This is a genomic window from Thiohalorhabdus denitrificans (assembly GCF_001399755.1).
Lineage (GTDB): Bacteria > Pseudomonadota > Gammaproteobacteria > Thiohalorhabdales > Thiohalorhabdaceae > Thiohalorhabdus > Thiohalorhabdus denitrificans.
This window is the reverse complement of sequence record NZ_LJCP01000014.1, coordinates 109,280-129,697: the sequence shown is the minus strand read 5'-3', so window position 1 is coordinate 129,697 and position 20,418 is coordinate 109,280. Positions and strand designations below refer to the sequence as shown.

Annotated in this window: 23 protein-coding genes and 1 tRNA gene; 17 read left to right on the top strand and 7 right to left on the bottom strand. The window is 70.1% G+C overall.

The window, feature by feature from the left end; all coding sequences use genetic code 11:
* Positions 1-32 precede the first annotated feature (32 nt).
* The 3 genes from hemW to mltA form a co-directional block, all read right to left on the bottom strand.
* A complete protein-coding gene (gene hemW / locus AN478_RS12380; RefSeq protein ID WP_054966934.1) occupies positions 33-1,187 on the bottom strand; it encodes a radical SAM family heme chaperone HemW in 1,155 nt (384 codons plus the stop codon).
* Positions 1,184-1,786, bottom strand: a complete 603-nt coding sequence (gene rdgB, locus AN478_RS12375; protein ID WP_054966933.1) for an RdgB/HAM1 family non-canonical purine NTP pyrophosphatase — start codon at positions 1,784-1,786, stop codon at positions 1,184-1,186. Before rdgB ends, hemW begins: the two co-directional genes overlap by 4 nt.
* A 70-nt stretch (positions 1,787-1,856) precedes the next feature.
* Positions 1,857-3,077 (bottom strand): murein transglycosylase A, encoded by a 1,221-nt coding sequence (gene mltA / locus AN478_RS12370; protein ID WP_054966932.1) that lies wholly within the window; start codon positions 3,075-3,077, stop codon positions 1,857-1,859.
* Positions 3,078-3,290: 213 nt separating this feature from the next.
* Between mltA and AN478_RS12365 the strand changes: the two genes are divergently transcribed.
* From AN478_RS12365 to AN478_RS12345, 5 genes are all read left to right on the top strand, one after another.
* Positions 3,291-4,157, top strand: a complete 867-nt coding sequence (locus AN478_RS12365; protein WP_054966931.1) for a YicC/YloC family endoribonuclease — start codon at positions 3,291-3,293, stop codon at positions 4,155-4,157.
* Between the two features lie 18 nt (positions 4,158-4,175).
* Complete coding sequence (gene gmk / locus AN478_RS12360) at positions 4,176-4,838, top strand: guanylate kinase (RefSeq protein ID WP_054966930.1); 663 nt, start codon at positions 4,176-4,178, stop codon at positions 4,836-4,838.
* Between the two features lie 63 nt (positions 4,839-4,901).
* Complete coding sequence (gene rpoZ / locus AN478_RS13720; protein ID WP_074471186.1) at positions 4,902-5,393, top strand: DNA-directed RNA polymerase subunit omega; 492 nt, start codon at positions 4,902-4,904, stop codon at positions 5,391-5,393.
* 68 nt (positions 5,394-5,461) lie between these two features.
* Entirely contained in the window at positions 5,462-7,618 is a 2,157-nt protein-coding gene (locus AN478_RS12350) for a RelA/SpoT family protein (protein WP_054966929.1), read from the top strand.
* A 17-nt stretch (positions 7,619-7,635) separates the two neighbouring features.
* Positions 7,636-8,037 (top strand): RidA family protein, encoded by a 402-nt coding sequence (locus tag AN478_RS12345; protein ID WP_054966928.1) that lies wholly within the window; start codon positions 7,636-7,638, stop codon positions 8,035-8,037.
* A 78-nt stretch (positions 8,038-8,115) separates the two neighbouring features.
* On the opposite strand, the gene rpmB is transcribed toward AN478_RS12345, so the two are convergent.
* Positions 8,116-8,307 (bottom strand): 50S ribosomal protein L28, encoded by a 192-nt coding sequence (rpmB, locus tag AN478_RS12340; protein ID WP_054966927.1) that lies wholly within the window; start codon positions 8,305-8,307, stop codon positions 8,116-8,118.
* Positions 8,308-8,465: 158 nt separating this feature from the next.
* On the opposite strand from rpmB, the gene recG reads away from it, so the two are divergent.
* The 3 genes from recG to AN478_RS12325 all read left to right on the top strand — a co-directional run bounded on the left by recG (position 8,466) and on the right by AN478_RS12325 (position 11,494).
* Entirely contained in the window at positions 8,466-10,532 is a 2,067-nt protein-coding gene (gene recG / locus AN478_RS12335) for an ATP-dependent DNA helicase RecG (protein ID WP_074471187.1), read from the top strand.
* 108 nt (positions 10,533-10,640) lie between these two features.
* Positions 10,641-10,910: a hypothetical protein gene (locus AN478_RS12330; protein WP_054966925.1), complete on the top strand. Its 270-nt coding sequence runs from the start codon at positions 10,641-10,643 to the stop codon at positions 10,908-10,910.
* Between the two features lie 140 nt (positions 10,911-11,050).
* Complete coding sequence (locus AN478_RS12325) at positions 11,051-11,494, top strand: molybdenum cofactor biosynthesis protein MoaE (protein ID WP_054966924.1); 444 nt, start codon at positions 11,051-11,053, stop codon at positions 11,492-11,494.
* Positions 11,495-11,507: 13 nt separating this feature from the next.
* On the opposite strand, the gene AN478_RS12320 is transcribed toward AN478_RS12325, so the two are convergent.
* On the bottom strand, positions 11,508-12,266 hold the full coding sequence (locus tag AN478_RS12320; protein ID WP_176758708.1) for a DUF481 domain-containing protein: 759 nt from the start codon (positions 12,264-12,266) through the stop codon (positions 11,508-11,510).
* Positions 12,267-12,401: 135 nt separating this feature from the next.
* On the opposite strand from AN478_RS12320, the gene thiO reads away from it, so the two are divergent.
* The 4 genes from thiO to AN478_RS12300 all read left to right on the top strand — a co-directional run bounded on the left by thiO (position 12,402) and on the right by AN478_RS12300 (position 15,447).
* Positions 12,402-13,532, top strand: a complete 1,131-nt coding sequence (gene thiO, locus AN478_RS12315) for a glycine oxidase ThiO (protein ID WP_054966922.1) — start codon at positions 12,402-12,404, stop codon at positions 13,530-13,532.
* A 244-nt stretch (positions 13,533-13,776) separates the two neighbouring features.
* Positions 13,777-14,223 (top strand): Fur family transcriptional regulator, encoded by a 447-nt coding sequence (locus AN478_RS12310; RefSeq protein WP_054966921.1) that lies wholly within the window; start codon positions 13,777-13,779, stop codon positions 14,221-14,223.
* A gap of 120 nt (positions 14,224-14,343) precedes the next feature.
* Positions 14,344-14,419, top strand: a tRNA-Thr gene (locus tag AN478_RS12305).
* 179 nt (positions 14,420-14,598) lie between these two features.
* Entirely contained in the window at positions 14,599-15,447 is an 849-nt protein-coding gene (locus AN478_RS12300; protein WP_054966920.1) for an SAM-dependent methyltransferase, read from the top strand.
* A 102-nt stretch (positions 15,448-15,549) separates the two neighbouring features.
* Here the strand turns inward: AN478_RS12300 and AN478_RS12295 are convergent, their stop codons facing one another.
* Together AN478_RS12295 and AN478_RS12290 are read right to left on the bottom strand one after the other, a co-directional pair.
* Positions 15,550-16,107 carry a DJ-1 family glyoxalase III gene (locus tag AN478_RS12295; protein WP_054966919.1) on the bottom strand — a complete coding sequence of 186 codons (558 nt, stop codon included), beginning with the start codon at positions 16,105-16,107 and terminating at the stop codon, positions 15,550-15,552.
* 146 nt (positions 16,108-16,253) lie between these two features.
* Positions 16,254-16,739 carry a DsrE family protein gene (locus AN478_RS12290; RefSeq protein WP_054966918.1) on the bottom strand — a complete coding sequence of 162 codons (486 nt, stop codon included), beginning with the start codon at positions 16,737-16,739 and terminating at the stop codon, positions 16,254-16,256.
* A gap of 209 nt (positions 16,740-16,948) precedes the next feature.
* On the opposite strand from AN478_RS12290, the gene AN478_RS12285 reads away from it, so the two are divergent.
* From AN478_RS12285 to AN478_RS14875, 5 genes are all read left to right on the top strand, one after another.
* Positions 16,949-17,248 carry a hypothetical protein gene (locus AN478_RS12285; protein WP_054966917.1) on the top strand — a complete coding sequence of 100 codons (300 nt, stop codon included), beginning with the start codon at positions 16,949-16,951 and terminating at the stop codon, positions 17,246-17,248.
* Between the two features lie 100 nt (positions 17,249-17,348).
* Positions 17,349-17,813: an ATP-dependent zinc protease family protein gene (locus tag AN478_RS12280; protein ID WP_054967113.1), complete on the top strand. Its 465-nt coding sequence runs from the start codon at positions 17,349-17,351 to the stop codon at positions 17,811-17,813.
* A complete protein-coding gene (gene rimK / locus AN478_RS12275; protein WP_054966916.1) occupies positions 17,810-18,715 on the top strand; it encodes a 30S ribosomal protein S6--L-glutamate ligase in 906 nt (301 codons plus the stop codon). The genes AN478_RS12280 and rimK overlap by 4 nt, the downstream gene beginning before the upstream one ends.
* A gap of 7 nt (positions 18,716-18,722) precedes the next feature.
* Positions 18,723-19,763, top strand: coding sequence for a succinylglutamate desuccinylase/aspartoacylase family protein (locus AN478_RS12270; RefSeq protein WP_054966915.1), 1,041 nt, complete (start codon positions 18,723-18,725; stop codon positions 19,761-19,763).
* Between the two features lie 65 nt (positions 19,764-19,828).
* Complete coding sequence (locus tag AN478_RS14875; protein ID WP_399354546.1) at positions 19,829-20,416, top strand: hypothetical protein; 588 nt, start codon at positions 19,829-19,831, stop codon at positions 20,414-20,416.
* Positions 20,417-20,418: the final 2 nt, after the last annotated feature.

The following is a 20,418-nucleotide window of genomic DNA, read 5'->3' as shown; positions in this document are numbered from 1 at the left end:
TTCCCCCATGCCCCGACGGGCGCCCGAAGGAATCAGTCGAGGAAGAGCTGCACCAGGTCGTTGAGGAAGGCCCGCCCGCGTGCCGTGGGGGCCAGGCGCTCCGGGTCCGGGTCCAGCAGGCCCAGGCGCTCCGCCTCGGCCCGGGGTCCGGCCAGACGGTCGACGGGCAGGCCGGTGCGCATCTCGAAGAGGCGGGTGGGTACGCCTTCGGTCAGGCGCAAAGCGTTCAGGGCGAACTCCCCGGGCAGCTCCGCCGCCTCCAGGTCGCGGTGCTCGGCGGCGGGATCCCCCTCCCCGGCGGCGCGCAGGTAGGCGTCGGGGCCGCCGTAGTTGCGGGTGCGCCGGATGCCGTCGGCGGTGGTGAGCTTGCCGTGGGCCCCGGCGCCCAGGCCCAAGTAGTCGCCGAATTCCCAGTAGTTGCGGTTGTGGCGGCAGGCGCGGCCGGGCCGGGCATGGTTGGAGACCTCGTAGTGGCCGAAGCCGGCCTCCGCCAGGCGCTCCCGCAGCGCCGCCTCGGTGTCCGCCACGACGTCCTCGTCGGGCAGGGCGGGTGGCCGGGCGGCGAACACGGTGTTGGGCTCGATGGTGAGCTGGTAGAGGGCCACGTGCTCCGGGTCCAGGGCCAGCAGCCCCTCCAGGTCGGCCACCGCCCCTTCGGGCGTCTGCCCCGGCAGCCCGAACATGAGGTCCAGGTTGAGGTTGTCGAAGCCGGCCTCGCGGGCGGCGGCCACCGCCCCCCGCGCCTCCGCCGCCGAATGGACGCGGCCCAGCCGCGCCAGGGAATCGTCCTCCAGGGACTGCACGCCGATACTCAGGCGGTTGACCCCCGCCTCGCGATAAGCCGCGAAGCGCCCCGCCTCGCTCGCCCCGGGGTTGGCCTCGAGGGTCACCTCGCAGTCGGCGGCGAGGCCTACCTCCCGGTCCAGGTCTTCCAGCACGGCGGCGAAGAAGTCGGCCCCGAACAGAGAGGGCGTGCCGCCGCCGAAGAACACGCTTGCGGCGCGGCGTCCGCCGGTCCAGGAGGCGCGCCGCGCCAGCTCGGCGCGGACGGCCTCCAGATAGGCGGCCTCGGGCAGGGTCCCCTCACGGGTGTGGCTGTTGAAATCGCAGTAGGGGCACTTCTTCAGGCAGAAGGGCACATGCACGTACACCGCCAGGGGAAGATCGGCCGGCCGGGGCGGGCTCAACCGCGGGCCTCCTCCTCCAGCCGCCGGCGCAGGGCCTGCATGGCGCGGCCGCGGTGGGACAGGCGCGACTTCTCGGCCGGGTCCAGCTCCGCCGCCGTCACGCCGCGCTCGGGGACGAAAAAGACGGGGTCGTAGCCGAAGCCGCCCGCGCCGGCGGGTGCCTGGGCGATGCGACCGGGCCAGCGGCCCTCGGCGATGACGGGGCAGGGGTCCTCGGCCCCGCGCAGCAGGACCAGGCTGCAGTGGAAGAAGGCCTCCCGTCGCTCCTCGGGGGTGTCGGCCAGGGCATCCAGGAGCTTGTCCAGGTTGTCGGCGTCCGTGGCGTCGGCGCCGGCGTAGCGGCTGGAGTAGATGCCGGGGGCCCCGCCGAGGGCCGCCACGGCCAGGCCCGAGTCGTCGGCCAGGGCGGGCAGGCCCGTGGCCCGCGCGGCGTGGCGGGCCTTGAGGATGGCGTTCTCGACGAAGGTCAGGCCGGTCTCCTCGGCACCCTCCACGCCGAAGTCCCCCTGGGGGCGGACCCGCCAGCCCAGGGGCTCCAGCAGCTCGTTGAGCTCGCGCAGCTTCCCGGCGTTGCCGGTGGCCACCACCACTTCCTGCATGGGAACCCTCTTCCTTGGCGTTCGCTTCGGTAGGTTGCGGTTTTCCGCTGGCTTGGACCGGATCCGGCGGCTAGGATTCGGGGCCGTTCGGCTCCCCGGCAAGGCGGGTGCCGCTGGGCTCGTAGGTCCAGGCCGGCTGGAGCACGAACAGGCGGCCGCCGTCCTTCATGCGCCCCGCCAGCCATTCCCCTGGGACCCCCTGGCCGGTGAAAAGGTCCGCCCGCACGGGGCCCCGAATGGCCCCGCCGGTGTCTTGGGCGAAGGTCAGGCGCCGGAAAGGGCGCTGGCCGCCACCGTGATCGGCCTCCGGCAGCTTGGTGGTCATCCAGACCGGGTACCCCAGCGGGATGTGGTCGGGGTCCACGGCCAGGGATCGGCGCGGGGTCAGGGGAATGCCCAGGGAGCCGAGCGGGCCGTCCAGGTCATTGTCCCGGATCTGGAAGAACACGTAGCTGGGGTTCTCGTTCAGCAGGGAACGGACCTCGCCGGGGTTTTCCCGCAGCCACTGGCGAATGGTGGGCAGGGAGACCTCCTCCCGGGGGATCTCGCCCCGCTCGATCAGGATCCGGCCGATGGAGGTGTACGGGTGGCCGTTCTGGTCCGCGTAACCCACCTTGACCACCTCCCCATCAGGCAGGCGGACTCGGCCGGAGCCCTGGATGTGGAGGAAGAAGCGGTCGACGCGGCTGTCCACCCACAGCAGCTCGTTGCCCGCCAGGGGCTCCGCGGGGCCCTCGATCTGGGCCCGATCGTAGTAGGGCACCACCTTGCGGTCCCGGGTTATCCGGCCACGCACCCGCTTCCCGCTCAGGCTCCGGAATCGGGACTCCAGGGAGATGCGCAGCAGATCGTCGGGCGGACGATAGAGGGGGTACTTGTAGCGATCGGTGGGCTCCCGGCTGCCCTCCAGCAGGGGCACGTAGTAGCCGGTGATCAGGCCGCGGTTGTCCTCCTCGCCGTTCACCATCCGGCGGGGAAGGAAGCGGGTGCGCATGAAGAAGCGGGCCTGGGCGTGGCTGGGCTCGGGATGAACCTCCGCCTCGTTGCAGATGGCGCGCCACTCGGGCGTGCTGCCGAGCCGCTGGCAGGTGCGCAGCAGGGCCGGCCAGGCCCCGCTCTGCACGCCCCGCTCCCAACCGGGCACTTCGGACCAGGAAACGGTGGGGCCCACGCCGGGCTCCCTGGGCGACTCCTCGCGGGGTCCCAGCAGGGCGCACCCCGCCAGCAGCAGCGGCAGGACCACCAGGGCGAGGGGCAGGCCGGCGATCCGGGGGCTGGAAAAGGCGTTCAAGCGGCTGGCTCCTCCTCCGGCGTGCCCGGGGCTCCATTGGGAGCTGGGACCGGAGAAAACGGTTGCGGGGGCGCCACGGCGGGCGCCCATGCTAGCAAAAGGGCGGTCCGCTGCGGGTCCGGCCTTCGTCTGGGGCGTCGTAGCAGGTAGTATAGGGACCCCGGTCGCGGTGGCAACCGCCCCGCCGGAACCCGTGCAGCAGAGGATTCCCGCATGATCCGAAGCATGACCGCCTTCGCCCGCAGTGAAGCGGACCTGGGGCCGCAGCAGGCCGTCTGGGAGCTGCGCACCGTAAACCACCGCTACCTGGAAGTGAATCCCCGCCTGCCGGAAGGCTACCGGGGTCTGGAGAGCCACCTCCGCGAGCGGGCCCGGGAAACGCTCCAGCGCGGCAAGCTGGACGCCACCCTGCGGCTTTCCGACAACGGCGGCGACGGGGGCAGCCTGCGCTTGGACCACGACCTGGCCCGCTCCCTGGTGGACCTGGGACGGGAGTCGGTCCGGGAGCTGGGCACCCCCGGCGAGCTGTCCACCGCCGAGCTTCTGAAGTGGCCGGGCGTGGTGGTCACCGCCACCCTGGACGCCGGCGAGGCCCAGCGCCGCCTCCAGGAGGCCTTCGACGCCGCCTTGCAGGAGCTGGTGGAGGCCCGGGGACGGGAGGGGCAGGCCCTGGGTACGGCCCTGGAGGAGCGCCTGGACGGGGTGGAGGCCGGCCTGGCCCGAATCAAGGAGCGCCTCCCGGAGGTGCGGGAGGCCTTCCGCAACCGCCTCGAGGAGCGCCTGGGCGAGCTGCGCGAGCGCGTGGATCCCGACCGGCTGGAGCAGGAGGTGGTCCTGCTGGTGCAGCGCGCCGACGTGGACGAGGAACTGGACCGGCTGGCCACCCACACCGCCGAGGTCCGCCGCGTCCTGCGGGAAGGAGGGGCGGTGGGCCGGCGCCTGGACTTCCTCATGCAGGAGATGAACCGGGAGGCCAACACCATCGGCTCCAAGTCGCCGGACACCGCCATCAGCCAGACGGTGGTGGACATCAAGGTGCTGGTGGAGCAGCTGCGCGAGCAGGCCCAGAACATCGAGTAAGCGCCAAGGGAGGCCGTCATGCCCGAAGGACCCGCCGATCTTCCCCACCAGCCGGGGCTGCTGATCATCCTCTCCGCCCCCTCGGGCGCGGGGAAGACCTCCCTGTACCGGGCGCTGCTGGAGCGCGTGGACGGCGTGGTGGCCTCGGTGAGCCACACCACCCGGGCGCCACGGCCGGGGGAGCGGGATGGCGTGGACTACCACTTCGTAGACGAGGCGGAGTTCGAGCGGCAGGTGGCGGAGGGGGCCTTCCTGGAGCATGCACGGGTCTTCGACCGCTACTACGGCACCAGCCGGGCGGCCGTGGAGGCGGAGCGGGCCGCGGGCCGCGACGTGGTCCTGGAGATCGACTGGCAGGGCGCGCGCCAGATCCGCGAGCGGGTGGCGGACGCGGTGAGCGTGTTCGTTCTGCCGCCCTCGCGGGAGGCGCTGCGTGAGCGCCTGGAGGGGCGGGGGCAGGACGACCCGGAGGTGATCGAGCGCCGCATGCGCGACGCCGAGGCGGAGATCAGTCACTACGCCGAGTACGATTACGTCATCGTCAACGACGAGTTCGAGGAGGCCCTGGGGAGCCTGGTGGCGGTGGTGCGGGGCGAGCGCTGCCGGCTGGACCACCGCCGGGAGACCCTTGCGGTGTTCGCGGACCGGCTGATGGGGAAAATTGACGAAGCGGGGGGTTGAGAGTAAGGTAATACGTTTCCCGTCAGATTCTTCCGATGGCTTCCGGGAGAGGGCAAGGAATCCATGGCGCGCATCACCGTTGAAGACTGTCTGGACCAAATCCCCAAACGCAACCGCTTCCACCTGTCGCTGATCGCCGGACGGCGGGCGCGGCAGTTGAGCCATGGCGCCACCCCGCTGGTGGACTCCCCCGAGGACGACGCCACGGTGCTGGCCCTGCGGGAGATCGCCACCGGCCAGGTCAGCATGGAGCTCCTGGACCGGGTGGACCAGGAGCTGGAGGGCGTCCACCTGCCCGACGGCGGCGAGGCCATGCGGGGGGAGTCCTCCGTGGCCGAGGCCGCCGAGGCCCTGGGGGCCGGCATGGCCTCCGGCACCCGGCAGGAAGCCCCCGCGCCGGGCTCCGACGAGGCGGGTACCGGCGAAGCGGAAGCAGAGCCGGAGGCCGAAGAGGCCCAGGAGGAGGCGGCCCCCGAGGAGCCCGGCCCGGCGGAGGAGGAGCCGGAGGGCGAGGAGGGCGCCGCCGACGCCTCCTCCGACGAGGAGAGCCCCTGAAACCGCGCGCCCCCGGGGGAGCCCCGTCGGGGGCCTCCCCCTTCCGAAGCGAGTGAAATTCCCCCGCCGTGCTGCGCATCAACGAGCTCATTGAGGCCGCCCAGGCCTACCTGCCCGCCGAAGACGTCGATCTCATCCATCGCGCCTACCTGCTGGCTGCGGCCGTCCACGAGGGGCAGCAGCGGGCCTCGGGCGAGCCCTACATAACCCATCCCATCGAGGTGGCCCGCATCCTGGCGGGCTTCCACATGGACGGCGCCTGCTTGGCTGCCGCCGTGCTCCACGACGTCGTGGAGGACACCCCCGCCACCTTCGACCAGATCCAGCGCCAGTTCGGCGAGGAGGTGGCCATGCTGGTGGACGGGGTCACCAAGCTGGGGCAGGTGCACTTCGAGACCCACGAGGAGGCCCAGGCGGAGAACTTCCGCAAGATGCTCCTGGCCATGTCCCAGGACCTCCGGGTCATCATCATCAAGCTGGCCGACCGCCTGCACAACATGCGCACTCTCGACTACCTGTCCGAGAACAAGCGCCGCCGGGTGGGTCGGGAGACCCTGGAGATCTTCGCGCCCATCGCCAGCCGGCTGGGTCTGAACCGGATCAAGAACGAGCTCGAGGACCTCTCCTTCAAGCACCTGTACCCGGTGCGCTACCGGGTCCTGTCCGAGCAGGTGCGGAAGGAGCGCGGCAACCGCGCCCACATCACGGACCGCATCGAGGCGGCCATCGCCAGGGACCTCGAGGAGGCGGGCCTGGACGCCGACGTCATCGGCCGCGAGAAGCACCTCTACAGCATCTACCGCAAGATGCGCTCCAAGGGCCTGTCCTTCGAGGAGGTCCAGGACATCTACGCCTTCCGCATCCTGGTGGAGGACGTTCCCACCTGCTACCAGGTGATGGGGCGGGTTCATAACCTGTTCAAGCCCATTCCCGGGCGCTTCAAGGACTACATCGCGATCCCCAAGGCCAACGGCTACCAGTCCCTGCACACGGTGGTGGTGAATCCCTTCGGCGGGGTGATGGAGTTCCAGATCCGCTCCCGGGAGATGCACGAGGTGGCCGAGGCGGGCGTGGCCGCCCACTGGAAGTACAAGGAGAAAGGCGTCACCTCGCCGGACCGCCGCAAGCTGGAGCAGAGCTACGCCTGGCTCCAGCAGCTCCTGCAGATCCAGCAGGAGGCCGGCGACTCGGCGGAGTTCCTCGAGCACGTCAAGGTGGACCTGTTCCCCGACGAGGTCTACGTGTTCACCCACAAGGGCGAGATCCTGCGCCTGCCGCGGGGGGCCACGCCGGTGGACTTCGCCTACGCCGTACACACCGAGATCGGCCACCAGTGCGTTGGCGCCCGGATCAACGGCCGCATCACCAGCCTGCGCACCCCCCTGCGCAACGGCGACCGAGTGGAGATCCTCACCGACCCGGACCACCAGCCCAACAGCTCCTGGCTGCATTTCGTGGTCACGGGCAAGGCGCGCTCCGCCATCCGCCATTTCCTCCAGACCCAGCAGCGCGAGAAGTCCGTGGCCCTGGGCCGCGGCATGCTGGAGCGCACCATGGAGGGGGTGGGGGTGCCCTTCGCCGAGGTCCCCGACAGCGCTTTGCGCGAGGCCGCCGAGCACTTCCACCTGCAGTCCCGCGAGGCCCTCTTCGAGGCCATCGGGCGGGGCACCGTGCTGGCCCCCGCGGTGGTCCAGCACCTGTTCCCGGGCTACCTGGACCGGGACCTGCGGGTGGCCGGCGCCCTGGGCGGCGAGGAGGCCGAGGCCGTGGACCGGGGCAACGGCAACGTGCTGGTGCGGGGCATGGAGGGGATCGTCGCCAATCTGGCCCGGTGCTGCTACCCTATACCGCGGGATGAGATCGTCGGTTTCATCTCCGTGGGCCGGGGCGTCATGGTGCACCGCAAGGACTGCCCCAACCTCCACGAGCTCGCCCACCATCCGGAGAAATGGGTGGACGTGGACTGGGCCCCGGAGACCAAGGGCGCGTTCCCGGTGGCCATCCAGGCCGTGGTGCAGAACACCAAGGGGGTGCTCGCCGGGATGGCCTCGGCCATCGCCGAGGACGGCGCCAATATCGACAACGTCCTGGTGGAGGACCGGGACGGGGTGTACAAGACCATCGCCCTGACCCTGGAAGTGGAGGGTCGCGACCACCTTGCCCAGATCATGCGGATCATGCGCGGATTGGGCGCGGTGGAGCGGATCGTGCGCAAGAAGGGCTGAGCTAGGGAAGAACGACCATGTATTTTCGGGAGAATTATCATACGGACGCCGCGCCGCAGGCCATCGGGCCCTACTCCCAGGCGGTGCGCGCGGGCGAGCTGGTGTTCATCTCCGGGCAGATCCCGCTGGACCCGGTGACCATGGAGCTGGTGGAAGGCGACTTCCGCCGCCAGGTGGAGCAGGTGCTGACCAACATCGAGGCCGTGGCCAGCGCGGCCGGCGGCACGCTGTGCCAGGTGGTCAAGCTCACCGTCTACCTCACGGACCTCGCCAAGTTCGAGGTGGTCAACGAGGTGCTCGACGACTACTTCCTGGAGCCGTACCCCGCCCGCGCGGCGCTCGGGGTGGCCGCCCTGCCCAAGGGGGCGGAGGTGGAGATGGAGGCCATCATGCACGTGGAGCCCGGGGAGGCGGAATAGCGCGCCCGGCCACGCAAAAAAACGCCGACCCCCGCGGGGGTCGGCGTTTGCATGTGCGGTCCGCTCGGAAACGGCGGTTCAGGCAGGCTTCTGAACCTTGCCGCTCCGGATGCACTGGGCGCAGACGTTCAGGCGCTTGATCCCGCCTTCCGCCACGGCACGCACCTTGTGCAGGTTGGGCAGGTAGCGCCGCCGGGTCTTGTTGTGGGCATGGCTGACGTTATTGCCCGTGCCCGGCCCCTTCCCGCAGATCTCACAACGCTTCGCCATGGTGGCTCCCCACTTGCTTACGCCATAAAATAAAAAGTTTACCATATTTTTGCGTTTTCGCCACCGGGTGGGCCCGAATTGTCTACGCTCGTCGCGCACTCCCCCAGCCAGCGCCCCCCCGCTCCCCGCCACCGCGCGGTGCCGGGGGGGCGCCGGCCGTGACCGGGCGCGGATCCGGACGCCCGCTGACGGAGCTGTCGGGCCTCGGCCCCCGCATGGCCGAGCGCCTCGAGCGCCTCGGCGTCACCTCCCAGGAAGGCCTGCTCTTCCACCTTCCCTACCGCTACCAGGACCGTACCCGCGTCACCGCCATCGGCGCCCTGGCCCCGGATCAGGAGGCGGGCTGCCAGGGGGTGGTGCGGGCCGCCGAGGTGGTGGGGCGGCGCCGGCCCATGTTCGTGGCGCGCATCGAGGACGGCACGGGGTTTTTGACCCTGCGCTTCTTTCAGGTGCGGGAGTACCTGAAGCGGAGCCTGCGCCCCGGACGGGGCGTGTGGGCCTTCGGCACGGTGCGGGCGGGGCAGGCGGGCCTGGAGATGGTGCACCCGGAGCTCGAGACCGACGCGGAGGAGCCGCCGGAGGCCCCCGCCCACCTGACGCCGGTGTACGCCGCAACCGAGGGGCTGACCCAGGGGCGGCTGCGGGCCTGGATCGGCCAGGCCCTGTCCCGGGCCGGGCCCCGACTCTCCGAGCACCTGCCGGCGGAGGTGCGCGGGGAGCACGGCTGGCCCGCCCTGGCGGAGGCCCTGGAGACGGTCCACCGTCCCCCGGCGGACGCCGACGTGGAGGCCCTGACGGCCTTCCGGACCCCCGCCCAACAGCGTCTGGCCTTCGAGGAGCTGCTTGCTCACCACTTGGCCCTGCGCAAGGTGGGCCAGGGGCGCCGTAGCGCCCGGGCACCGGTCCTGGAGGGCACGGGGGAGCTCACCAACGCCTTGCTGGCCTCGCTGCCCTTCGCCCTCACCGGCGCCCAGGAGCGGGCCTGGGCGGAGGTGCGGGGGGACCTGCGGGGCGACCACCCCATGCAGCGCCTGATCCAGGGCGACGTGGGCTCGGGCAAGACCGTGGTGGCGGCGCTGGCCCTCCTGCAGGCGGTGGAGGCTGGCTATCAAGCCGCCCTCATGGCCCCCACCGAGATCCTGGCCGAGCAGCACGCCGTCACCCTGACCGAGTGGCTCCGCCCCCTGGGTCTGGAGGTGCACTGGCTGGCGGGCAGCCTCCCCGAGCGCGAGCGGCGCGCCCAGGCGGAGGCTATGGCCAACGGCGCGGCCCGGGTGGTGGTGGGCACCCACGCCCTGTTCCAGAAGGAGGTGCACTTCGCCGAGCTGGGCCTGGTGGTCATCGACGAGCAGCACCGCTTCGGGGTCCACCAGCGCATGGCGCTCAAGGAGAAGGGGCCCGACCCGCACCTGCTGATCATGACCGCCACCCCCATTCCCCGCACCCTGGCCATGACCGCCTTCGCCGACCTGGAGGGCACCGTCATCGACGAGCTGCCTCCGGGACGGCAGCCCGTGGACACCGTGGGCATCTCCGACGCCCGCCGGGAGGAGGTGGAGGCCCGCGTCCGCGAGGCGGTGGCCGGCGGCCAGCAGGCCTACTGGGTGTGCCCGCTGGTGGACGAGAGCGAGATGCTGCAGCTGGAGGCCGCCACCGCCACCCATGAGCGGCTTCAGGCCGCCTTCCCGGAGCTGTCCATAGGCCTCGTCCACGGCCGCATGACCCCCGAAGAGAAGGAGGCCGCCATGGCCGCCTTCAAGGAGGGGGCGACCCACCTGCTGGTGGCCACCCCCGTGATCGAGGTGGGCGTGGACGTGCCCAACGCCACCCTCATGGTCATCGAGCACGCCGAGCGCATGGGCCTGGCCCAGCTCCACCAGCTGCGCGGCCGGGTGGGGCGGGGCAGCCGCAAGTCCGCCTGCGTGCTGCTCTACCATCCGCCCCTCGGCGAGAAGGCCAAGTGGCGCATCGCCGCCATGCGCGAGACCAACGACGGCTTCCGCATCGCCCAGGTGGACCTGGAACTGCGGGGGCCGGGGGAAGTCCTAGGGACAAGGCAGACGGGGCTGGAGCAGATGCGGATCGCCGACCTGGGCCGGGACCGGGACCTGATCACAGCCCTGCCCGGGGCGGCGGACGTCCTGCTCCGGACGGATCCAGAGGCCGCCGACGCGCTGATCCGGCGCTGGGTGGGCGACCGGGCCGTATACGGGGAGGTAGGATGAAGGTCGTTCCCGGTTGCCGCCCCGACGGTTGACAGCGCCGCGAAATCGCCTAAATTCGCGGGCAGCCATCGACGCAACCAGGCCTTCGAGAGACGCAGAAGCACGATCATGGACCAGCAGCAACGCCGCTGGCTTCGCCCCTGGCGGGAAGTCAAAAGCGATACCTATTATCCGAGTCCGGGCCTGATCCGGCTGCGGGGCCGCCACCAGCTGCGGACCCCGCGCCGGCCCCTGGACGCGCGGGAGGCCGCGGCGCTGGTGCGCGAGGTCCAGGAGGTCCACGACCGCTTCCAGGATGAGCTGGACCGCTGCGTGGACCAGCTGCTCGAGCGCCTGTACGGGCCGGAGCCGCCCTCCGACGGCAACGGCTCCTCCTGATCGCCCGCCCTTTGGGCCCCTCCCGCCTCGCTGGGCAACGTACCCGAACGCCCTCCTTTATCCCCGGAAGCCCCCGATTTGGTATCCTGCCCGGCAGGTCGCCCCGTCCGGGACGACCCCGCGATAGGGAGTGATGCCCCATGCAGGTGCGCGTGCAGCAGGAAGCCTTCGACGTGGGCGCCGAGCTGGCCGCCCACCGCCCCAGCGGCGCCGGGGCGGGGGCGGAGGTCCACTTCGTCGGCAACGTCCGGGACCTGAACGATGGCAACGAGGTGGAGGTCATGGAGCTGGAGCACTATCCGGGCATGACCGAGCGGGAGCTGGAGCGGGTGGCCCGCGAGGCCGGGGAGCGGTGGGAGCTGCTGGAGACCCTGGTGATCCACCGCTTCGGACCGCTCCACCCGGGGGAGCGCATCGTCCTCGTCTCCGTGTGGTCGGCCCACCGGGCGGACGCCTTCGACGCCTGCCGCTACATCATCGATACCCTGAAGACCGCGGTGCCGTTCTGGAAGAAGGAGGCCCTCCCCGAAGGGGGGCACCGGTGGGTGGCCCCCGGCGCCGGGGAAGGCGAGCCCGTCCGGTAGCCAGGACCCCCGGCTAGAACTGGTACAGCAGGCTGGTGGAGGTGAACACGTCCGTGCGCTCGGCGCCCTCGGGCGGCTGGCTGTCGTGCTCCACCGCCACGCTGGTCTTGAAGGCGAGGCTCTCGTTCACCCGCAGGCTCAGGGAGGTCTCGCTGGAGAGCAGGAACTCGTCGGCGTTCTCCACGGACTGGGTCCAGGTGATCTGCTCCTGGAAGGAGGAATTCTCGGCGAAGGCCCAGGCGAACTTGGTCCGGACCCGGGCGTTGACGCTGTCCTCGTAGGTGTCGTCCACCAGCCAGTCCTGGCGCAGGGCGGGGCCGGCGTCCAGGCGCCATTCCAGGGTCTCGTGGTCCTGGAAGAAATGCCGGCCAATGCCCAGGGTCTCGATGAGCTGGAGCTCGTAGCCGGCGAAGCGGTCGTTGAGGGCGGCGACGGCCCCGAATGCGTAGACGCTGGCGTTGAGGTCGTAGTCCAGCTGCGTGTCCCCCTGCAGGCGCTGGGTGGTGGATTCCCCCTCCTCCTCGGAGTAGCGTCCGCTGGCCTGGAGCAGGAGATGCGTCCGGCCCGATTCGCGCTCCCCGGATACCGCTCCCGTGTAGGTGGCGCTCTCCGAGTTGCCGGAGGCGGTGCTGATGCCCAGCTCGGCCTCGGAATCCCAGAGCTTGGGATCCTCCACGGCCGCTTCCTGGGCGGCGGCCGTTCCGGGGGCTGCGGCAAGCACCGCGGCCAGGGGCAGGGGATGGAGGCGCCCAGGGCGTGAATCTATCGACAAGCTTGTGTCTCCTGTCGCGGTCGGTATGGGAGAATCGTTCTCTTCGCCCGTCCGTTGCGCGTGAACCGCCGCCGGCGGCCGGGCGCCCGCGGGGAGCGGCGGGAATCAGGACTTCACCTTAACGGAGCCACCCGATTGAGTACATTCCAGCCGGACACGGTTGTCATCGGCGGGGGCATCATCGGCCTGACCACGGCCCTGGCGCTGTCCGAGCGCGGACAGACGGTGACTGTGGTCGATCCGGGCCGGCGCGAGGGGGTCAGCTCCTGGGCGGGGGGCGGTATCCTGTCGCCCCTCTACCCGTGGCGGCAGCACCCCGCGGTGAACGCCCTGGCCAAGCGCAGCCAGCAGGTCTACCCCGAACTCTGCCGGCAGGTGCGGGACCGCACCGGCATCGATCCCGAGCTGCGCTCCCTGGGTATGCTCTATGCGGACTTCCCCAGCCACCCGCCCCTGGACCGCGAGACCGCGCGGGACTGGGCGCGGGAGCAGGGCGTCGAGTTCCAGGAGCTGGGAGGCGACGAGCTGCCCGCCGCGGAGCCCGAGCTCAGCCCGGTGGCCGAGTACGGCATGCGCATGCCGGGTATCAGTTGGGTGCGCAATCCCCGCCTGATGCGGGGTCTGCGGAGCCTGGCGCTGGATGGCGGCGTGGAGATCCTGGACGGGGCGCTGGCCCTCCGGCTCCGGGAGCAGGGCGGGACCATCCGGGGCGTGGAGACCGACGCGGGCTCGGTGGAGGCGGACCGCGTGGTGGTGGCGGCCGGGCCCTGGAGCACGCAGCTCTTGGGCCAGGTGGGCTGGGACCTGCCGGTTCGGCCGGTAAAGGGGACCATGCTTCTGCTGCAGGGTTGGCATCCGGTATTGGAGCAGGTGGTCATGACCGGGAGCCACTACCTCATCCCGCGGGCCGATAACCGGATCCTGGTGGGCTCCACCACCGAGGAGGCGGGCTTCGATAACCGGACGGTGCTGGGCTCGGTGCGGGCCCTCTCCCAGGCGGCGGTGGAGATGGTCCCCGAAACGGCCAACCTGGAGCTGGAGACCTTCTGGTCGGGGCTGCGCCCGGGCAGCCCGGACGAGCGCCCCTTTGTCGGCCCGGTGCCCGGCGTGGACGGGCTCTACGTGAGCTCCGGCCACTACCGCAATGGGGTGGTGCATGCCCCGGCTTCCGCGGAGCTCCTGGCCGCTCAGATGACCGGCTCCGAGCCCCCGCTGGACCCGGAGCCCTTCGCCCCCGGCCGGTCCCTGTCCGAGGGGGAGGAGTAGGCCCCCGGCCGGGAAAGCCCGAGCGAACCGCTGGGGTTTTCGCCCCGGGTCAAGGATAGTACGGTTCCCCTAGAGCCTCCGATGCCGGCGCCCCTGGGGGAGCGGGACGGTGGTGGTGGGGCGCATCCCCCGGGTTGATCCCGGTCAAATCTTATCGGGGGAAACAGGGTTAGGGTCCGTATATGGTCAAATCGGGATGCGTTCTGTATAGTTGCAAGCGTTCTAATGGTCAGGTAAAGGCCCCATGAGCTTCCAGAGCAAGAACGAGATCGCCCGGGCCCTCCGGGAGCATCGGATCCAGCCGACGAGCCAGCGGGTGGAGATCGCCCATGTGCTCTTCGAGCGGGGCATGGAGGCGGGAGCCGACCACCATATGAGCGCCGATGAGGTGCTGGAGCGGGTGAACGCCGACTACCATCGGGTCTCCAAGGCTACGGTCTACAATACCCTGCGCCTGTTCGAGGAGACCGGCCTGATTCGTGCCGTGGTGGTTTCCTCCAGTAAGGTGTTCTTCGACGCCAACACCGAGCCGCACCACCACCTCTACGACGAGTCCACCGGCACCCTGCAGGATATCCCCGCCGAGGATATCGACACGGCGCAGCTCTTCCACAAGCTGCCCGAGGGGGTATCGGGGAACGATCTGGACATCGTGGTGCGTGTACGGGGCCAGGCCACCAGCGCCGGCTGAAGCCACTCTTCTCTCCCTCGCCGGACGGGCGTCCCCCAGTGGAGCGCCCGTCCGCGTGCCGTCGGCCCCCGCTGGTTGCCGGGCTCCACGGGGGCGGGCTAGAATGGCCACCGCTTTGACGCCGCCGTAGCTCAGCTGGCAGAGCAATCGATTCGTAATCGATAGGTCGGGTGTTCGAATCACCCCGGCGGCACCATCCCCTTGAAGGCCCACGCTCCGCGGCGTGGGCTTTTTCGCGTGGGGCCGGGGATTCGAGGCCCATCGGTCGGTTTGTTACCATAGCGGGATCCCATGGCCCGATCCCCATACCGACCTTGCCCGGGCCCCGCCCTGGACCCGCCACCGCCTACCGAACATTCTTCGAGAGGAGCACCCATGAGCAACCAGGACTACACCTCCGCCGTCGAGACCGCGCGGGCGTACTACAACAGCGAGGACGCCGACACCTTCTACTTCACTATCTGGGGCGGTGAGGACCTCCACATCGGCATGTACGAGTCCGAGGACGAGCCGATTTTCGACGCCAGCGTCCGCACCGTGCACCGCATGGCCGACAAGGTGGAGCAGACCATCGGCGAAAACACCCGGGTCTGCGACATCGGCGGTGGCTACGGCGGCACCGCCCGCCACCTGGTGAAGCGCTTCAACTGCCACGTGGACGTCCTCAACCTCTCCGAGGTGGAGAACGAGCGCGACCGGCAGATGAACAAGGAGCAGGGGCTCGATCACAAGATCGACGTCTACGACGGCAGCTTCGACGGCACCCCCTTCGAGACGGAGAGCTTCGACCTGGTGTGGTGCCAGGACTCCATCCTCCACGCCGACGACCGCGCCGCGGTCCTGAAGGAGGTGGACCGGATCCTCAAGCCGGGCGGGGAGTTTATCTTCACCGACCCCATGCAGACCGACAACGTGCCGGAGGGGGTGCTCGACCCCATCCTGGCCCGCATCCATCTGCCGAGCCTCGGTTCCGTCACCTTCTACCAGGAGACCGCCGGGAAGCTGGGCTGGGAGGACCTGGGCTTCGAGGACCACACCGGCCAGCTGCCGCGCCACTACGGCCGGGTGCTCGAGGAGCTGGAGCGCCGCGAGGACGAGCTCAAGGGCAAGGTCAGCGACGAGTACATCGCCAACATGAAGAAGGGCCTGCGCCACTGGGTGGACGGCGGCAACAGCGGCTACCTTAACTGGGGCATCCTGCACTTCCGCAAACCGCAGGGCTGAGCCCGCGTCCGGCGCCGCCGGACCAGGGTCCTAAAAGAAGAGCCCGCCGGGTGCGCCCGACGGGCTCTTCTGGTTGGGGGCCCGGTTTGCCGGAAGGCGGGGTCAGTGAATGCGCACCAAGCCTTCCTCCACCTTGTCCCGGGTTTCGTCGCCCGCGAGCATCTCCACCAGCTTGAGGCCGAAGTCCATGGAGGTGCCGGGACCGCGGGAGGTGATCACCGAGCCGTCCACCACCACCGGGTCCTCCACGTAGTCCACGTCGCCGATGTTCACCTGGTTCATGAACTTGGGGTTGCTGGTGGCCTGGCGGCCCTCCAGGTGGCCGTGGGCGGCCAGGATCGACGGCGCGGCGCAGATGGCCGAGGTGAACTTGCCGCCGCTCTGATAGCGCTCGATCAGCTTCTGAATTCGGTCGTCCCGCTTCAGATGGTCCACCCCGGGCATGCCGCCAGGCAGGGTGATCATGTCGAATTCCCGGTCCATGACCTCGTCCAGGGCAGCGTCGGGCACGATCCGGGTCTCGCGGGAGCCCTGCACCGGATCGGTACCGTGCAGGCCCGCCAGGACCACCTCGATACCCCCGCGGCGCAGCACGTCAACGATGGTGATCGCCTCCAGCTCCTCGAAACCCTCCGCCAGAGGCATCAAGACGCTAGCCATCGGTTCTCTCTCCTATCGCTTCCACCGACCCCGGCCGGTTAGGCCGGAGTGCGGCCATTTTCATCAACGGGGCATCCTCGGGATGCTGCCATTGTTGCCTCAGGCCGACAACAAACCAAAGTGGGCCCTTCGCCGGGCGGGGCGCCTCAATACTGCAGGTAGGCGTGACCCTCCTCCTGCAGACGGATGATCTCCGCCTCGGCCATGGGAACCAGGGTGACGAAGCCGTGGATGTCCTCGGGCCCGTAGTCCATGGCGGCGGCCGCCTCCTTGCACATGCGGAACTCGATCACGTCGCCCATGGTGAGGCTATGGGCGCGGGTCATGAGGTCCTCGTACTCGTCGTAGTTCTCGATGGCGAAAAAGGGGATCTCCTCGCCGTGGAGAACCAGCACGATGGAGGTATCGAAGGGGTTGGCGCCGTTGAGCTCGCTGATGTAGCTGGCGCGGTCGAGCACCGCGTTCATGCGCTCCACGCTGTCCACCGTGACGTCCATGACCACCTTTTGCCCGCTGTACTCCACGTCTTCCGACTCGGCGTGGCCCCAGGGGGCGTTCTCGCTCTCCTGCGCCTGGGCGGGGCCCGCCGCGAGGAAGGGGAGAAGGAGGGCGAGGGCGAGGATGCGAAGCATGCTGGGTCCTCCCGGATGCGAAGAGGGGGTGAATAGCCGTAACTTCCGAAAACGTAACCTCTTTTTGTCCTCCTGAAAATCCGTTCCTTGCAGAAGGCTGGAATCCAGCGTCCTGGTAGCAGTCTAAAGGTTTATGGGAAAGGTCGGATTTTCCACAAGCGCCCGCTTTCGGACAGGCGCGAATTCATGGGCTGAACAGGAGGTGAGCAATGTCCGTAGCAACCGGTTCCATCCAGAAAAACGGCAAGGTCCTGGTAAACAACGTGCGGGTGTGGGTGAACGCCGAGGAGGACGGCTCCGGACACCGCACCTACTGGGGGTACCTCAACCCCGAATGGGAGACCCCCATCGGCCGCCTGGACCCGGATGGCGAGCAGGACGCCCGTTACGAGCTGGACCTGGAGGGCGGTGAGCACATCCCCATCCGGGTGGAGGACCACCGCGACGAGGCCTTCATCCAGGTGAACCAGAACGGCTACCGCACCCTCCATTTCCGCAGCGTGCAGTAGGGGGGGGCTGGTACACTGGCCGCATGACGGAGCCCGGTCCGCACCCCCTTCCCGGTTGTCCAGCGGAACGCCGGAGCCGCCCGTGAACCGCCAAGCCCGGATGCCGGGGAATCTCCCCGGAATCGGCTGGCGGGAATGGGTGGCCCTGCCCGAGCTGGGCATCGACGCCATCAAGGCCAAGGTGGACACCGGGGCGCGCACGTCCGCCCTGCACGCCTTCTTCGTGGAGCCCTATACCCACCGAGGGGTGCGGATGGTACGGTTCGGGCTCCACCCAGGACGGGAGGGGCACGCCGAGGTAATCACCCGGGCCCCCGCGTTGGACCGGCGGTGGGTGCGGGATTCCGGTGGGCACGGCGAGCGGCGCTATGTGATCGAAACCCTCGTGGTGCTGGGAGCCGCCGCCTGGCGGGTGGAGATGACCATCACCAACCGGGACACCATGCGCTTCCGCATGCTGCTCGGGCGGACGGCCTTGCGCGGGCGCTACACCGTGGACCCCGACCGCTCCTTCCTGAGCGGCCGTCCGGACCCGGCAGTCGCCCACCACAAGGGGAAGGAATGAAGCTGGCCGTCCTTTCGCGCAACCGCCGCCTCTACTCCACCCGCCGCCTGGCCGAGGCGGCGGTGCAGCGTGGACACGAGGTCCACATCATCGACCCCCTTCGCTGCACCATCGACATCGCCTCCCAGCGCCCCAGCATCCAGTTCAAGAAGCAGAGCCTCACCGGTTTCGACGCGGTGGTGCCGCGCATCGGCGCCTCCATCACCTTCTACGGCCTGGCGGTGGTGCGTCAGTTCGAGATGATGGGGGTCTACTCCCTCAACGAATCGGTGGCCATCGGCCGCTCCCGCGACAAGCTGCGCTCCCTGCAGCTCCTCGCCCGGTCCGGGGTGGGGCTGCCGCTCACCGGCTTCGCCCACTCCGTGGACGACACCGAGGCGCTGGTGGAGATGGTGGGCGGCCCGCCGCTGGTGGTGAAGCTCCTGGAGGGCACCCAGGGGCGCGGCGTGGTGCTGGCCGAGACGCAGAAGGCCGCGGAGAGCGTCATCGACGCCTTCCGCGAGTTGGACGCCAACTTCCTGGTGCAGGAGTTCATCGGCGAGGCCGCCGGGGCGGACATGCGCTGCTTCGTCATCGGCGACAAGGTGGTGGCCTCCATGAAGCGCCAGGCCAAGGAGGGCGAGTTCCGCTCCAACCTCCATCGGGGCGGGGCGGCCACCCTCACTCGGCTCACCCCCGAGGAGCGCTCCACCGCCTTGCGCGCCGCCAAGACCATGGGCCTGAACGTGGCCGGGGTGGACATCCTGCGCTCCAACCACGGCCCGGTGGTCATGGAGGTGAACTCCTCCCCGGGGCTGGAGGGCATCGAGGCCGCCACCGAAAGGGACGTGGCCGCCATGATCGTGCAGTTCATGGAGAAGAACGCCAAGCCCAACCACACCCGTACCCGGGGCAAGGGCTAGCGTCCCGGTGGCCCAGCCCTTCACCATCCACGGCCAGACCATCCGCCCCGGTACCCGGGCCACGGTGGACCTGCCGGTGGCCCAGCTCCACACCCACACCCCCGTGAACATGCCGGTGCAGGTGGTGCGCGGCCGCGGCGACGGCCCCCGCGTGTTCGTGAGCGCCGCCATCCATGGCGACGAGCTCAACGGCGTGGAGATCATCCGGCGCGTGCTGCGCCACAAGGCCCTCAAACGCCTGCGCGGCACCCTGGTGGCGGTGCCCATCGTCAACGTCCACGGCGTCCTCCACCACTCCCGCTACCTGCCCGACCGCCGCGACCTCAACCGCTCCTTCCCCGGCTCGGAGCGGGGCTCCCTGGCCGCCCGGCTGGCCCACCTGTTCATGAGCGAAGTGGTGGGCAACTGCGACTACGGCATCGACCTCCACACCGGCGCCATCCACCGCGGCAACCTGCCGCAGATCCGCGCTGACCTGGACGACCCCGAGGCGGACCGCCTGGCCAAGCTGTTCGGCGTTCCGGTGCTGCTCAACTCCGCCCTGCGCGACGGCTCCCTGCGCCAGGCCGCCGGCGACCGCGGGGTGCCGGTGCTCCTCTACGAGGCCGGGGAGGCGCTGCGCTTCGACGAGTTCTCCATCCGCGTGGGGGTGCGCGGCGTGCTCAACGTGCTGCGAGCCCTGGGCATGCTGCGCCCCAGCCGGCGCAAGCGGCCCCTGCCCGAGCCCTACGTGGCCCGCTCCAGCAACTGGGTGCGGGCGCCGCAGAGCGGCTTCCTGCGCACCACCGTCGAGTTGGGCGCCCTGGTGAAGAAGGGCGACCGCCTGGGCGTGGTCTCCGATCCCTTCGGCGAGCAGGAGGAGGCGGTGAAGGCCCTGGGGGAGGGCATCGTGGTTGGCCGCACCAACCTGCCCCTGGTAAACGAGGGGGACGGCCTGTTCCATATCGCCCGCTTCAAGGCCGCCGACGAGGTGGCCGCCGAGCTGGAGGCCTTCCAGTCCGAGGAGGAGGCCTTCTCCACCAACGAGCGGGGGGAGGAGTCGGAATAGGGGCTCCTCGCCGGGGCTCGGGCCGCCCGCGGAAGCCGCTAGCCACCAGCCGAAAGGAGGCCTGCATGCGCCGGTCAAACCGAGGCCCATCCTGTTTCCGTCTCCCGCTGCCCCTGGCCGCCCTTGGGCTCCTGGCGGGGAACGCCCTTGCCGGGGACCTCGACCTGCAGGAGGCCAACGTCGCCGAGGTGGCTGTGGCGGAAACGGGCGGCGCCTACCGCTTCGACGTGACCCTGTACCACGACGACGACGGCGAATCCGGCTACGCCAACTGGTGGCAGGTGGAGACCCTGGAGGGCGAGCGACTGGGCCGCCGGGAGCTGCTGCACGCCCACGGTACCCGGCCCTTCACCCGCTCCGACACCATCGAGGGCCCGGAGGAGCACACCCACGTGGTGGTGCGCGGCCACGACCAGGAGCACGGCTACGGCGGCCAGGCCGCGGTGGTGGAGCTGGAGACCGGCGCGGTGGAGCTGGTGGACCAGGGCCCGGAGCCGCAAGGCTTCGGCGGATACGCGGACAAGGAGGCCCGTGCGGGGGCGGACACGCTCGGGCTGTCCCAGCCCACGCCGTCGGCGGAGGATAGGAGCGACCGGGTGAACGCTACCGTGGTCGGGCATTCCGACGGCGCGCTGCTGGTGGCCCGGGACTGAAC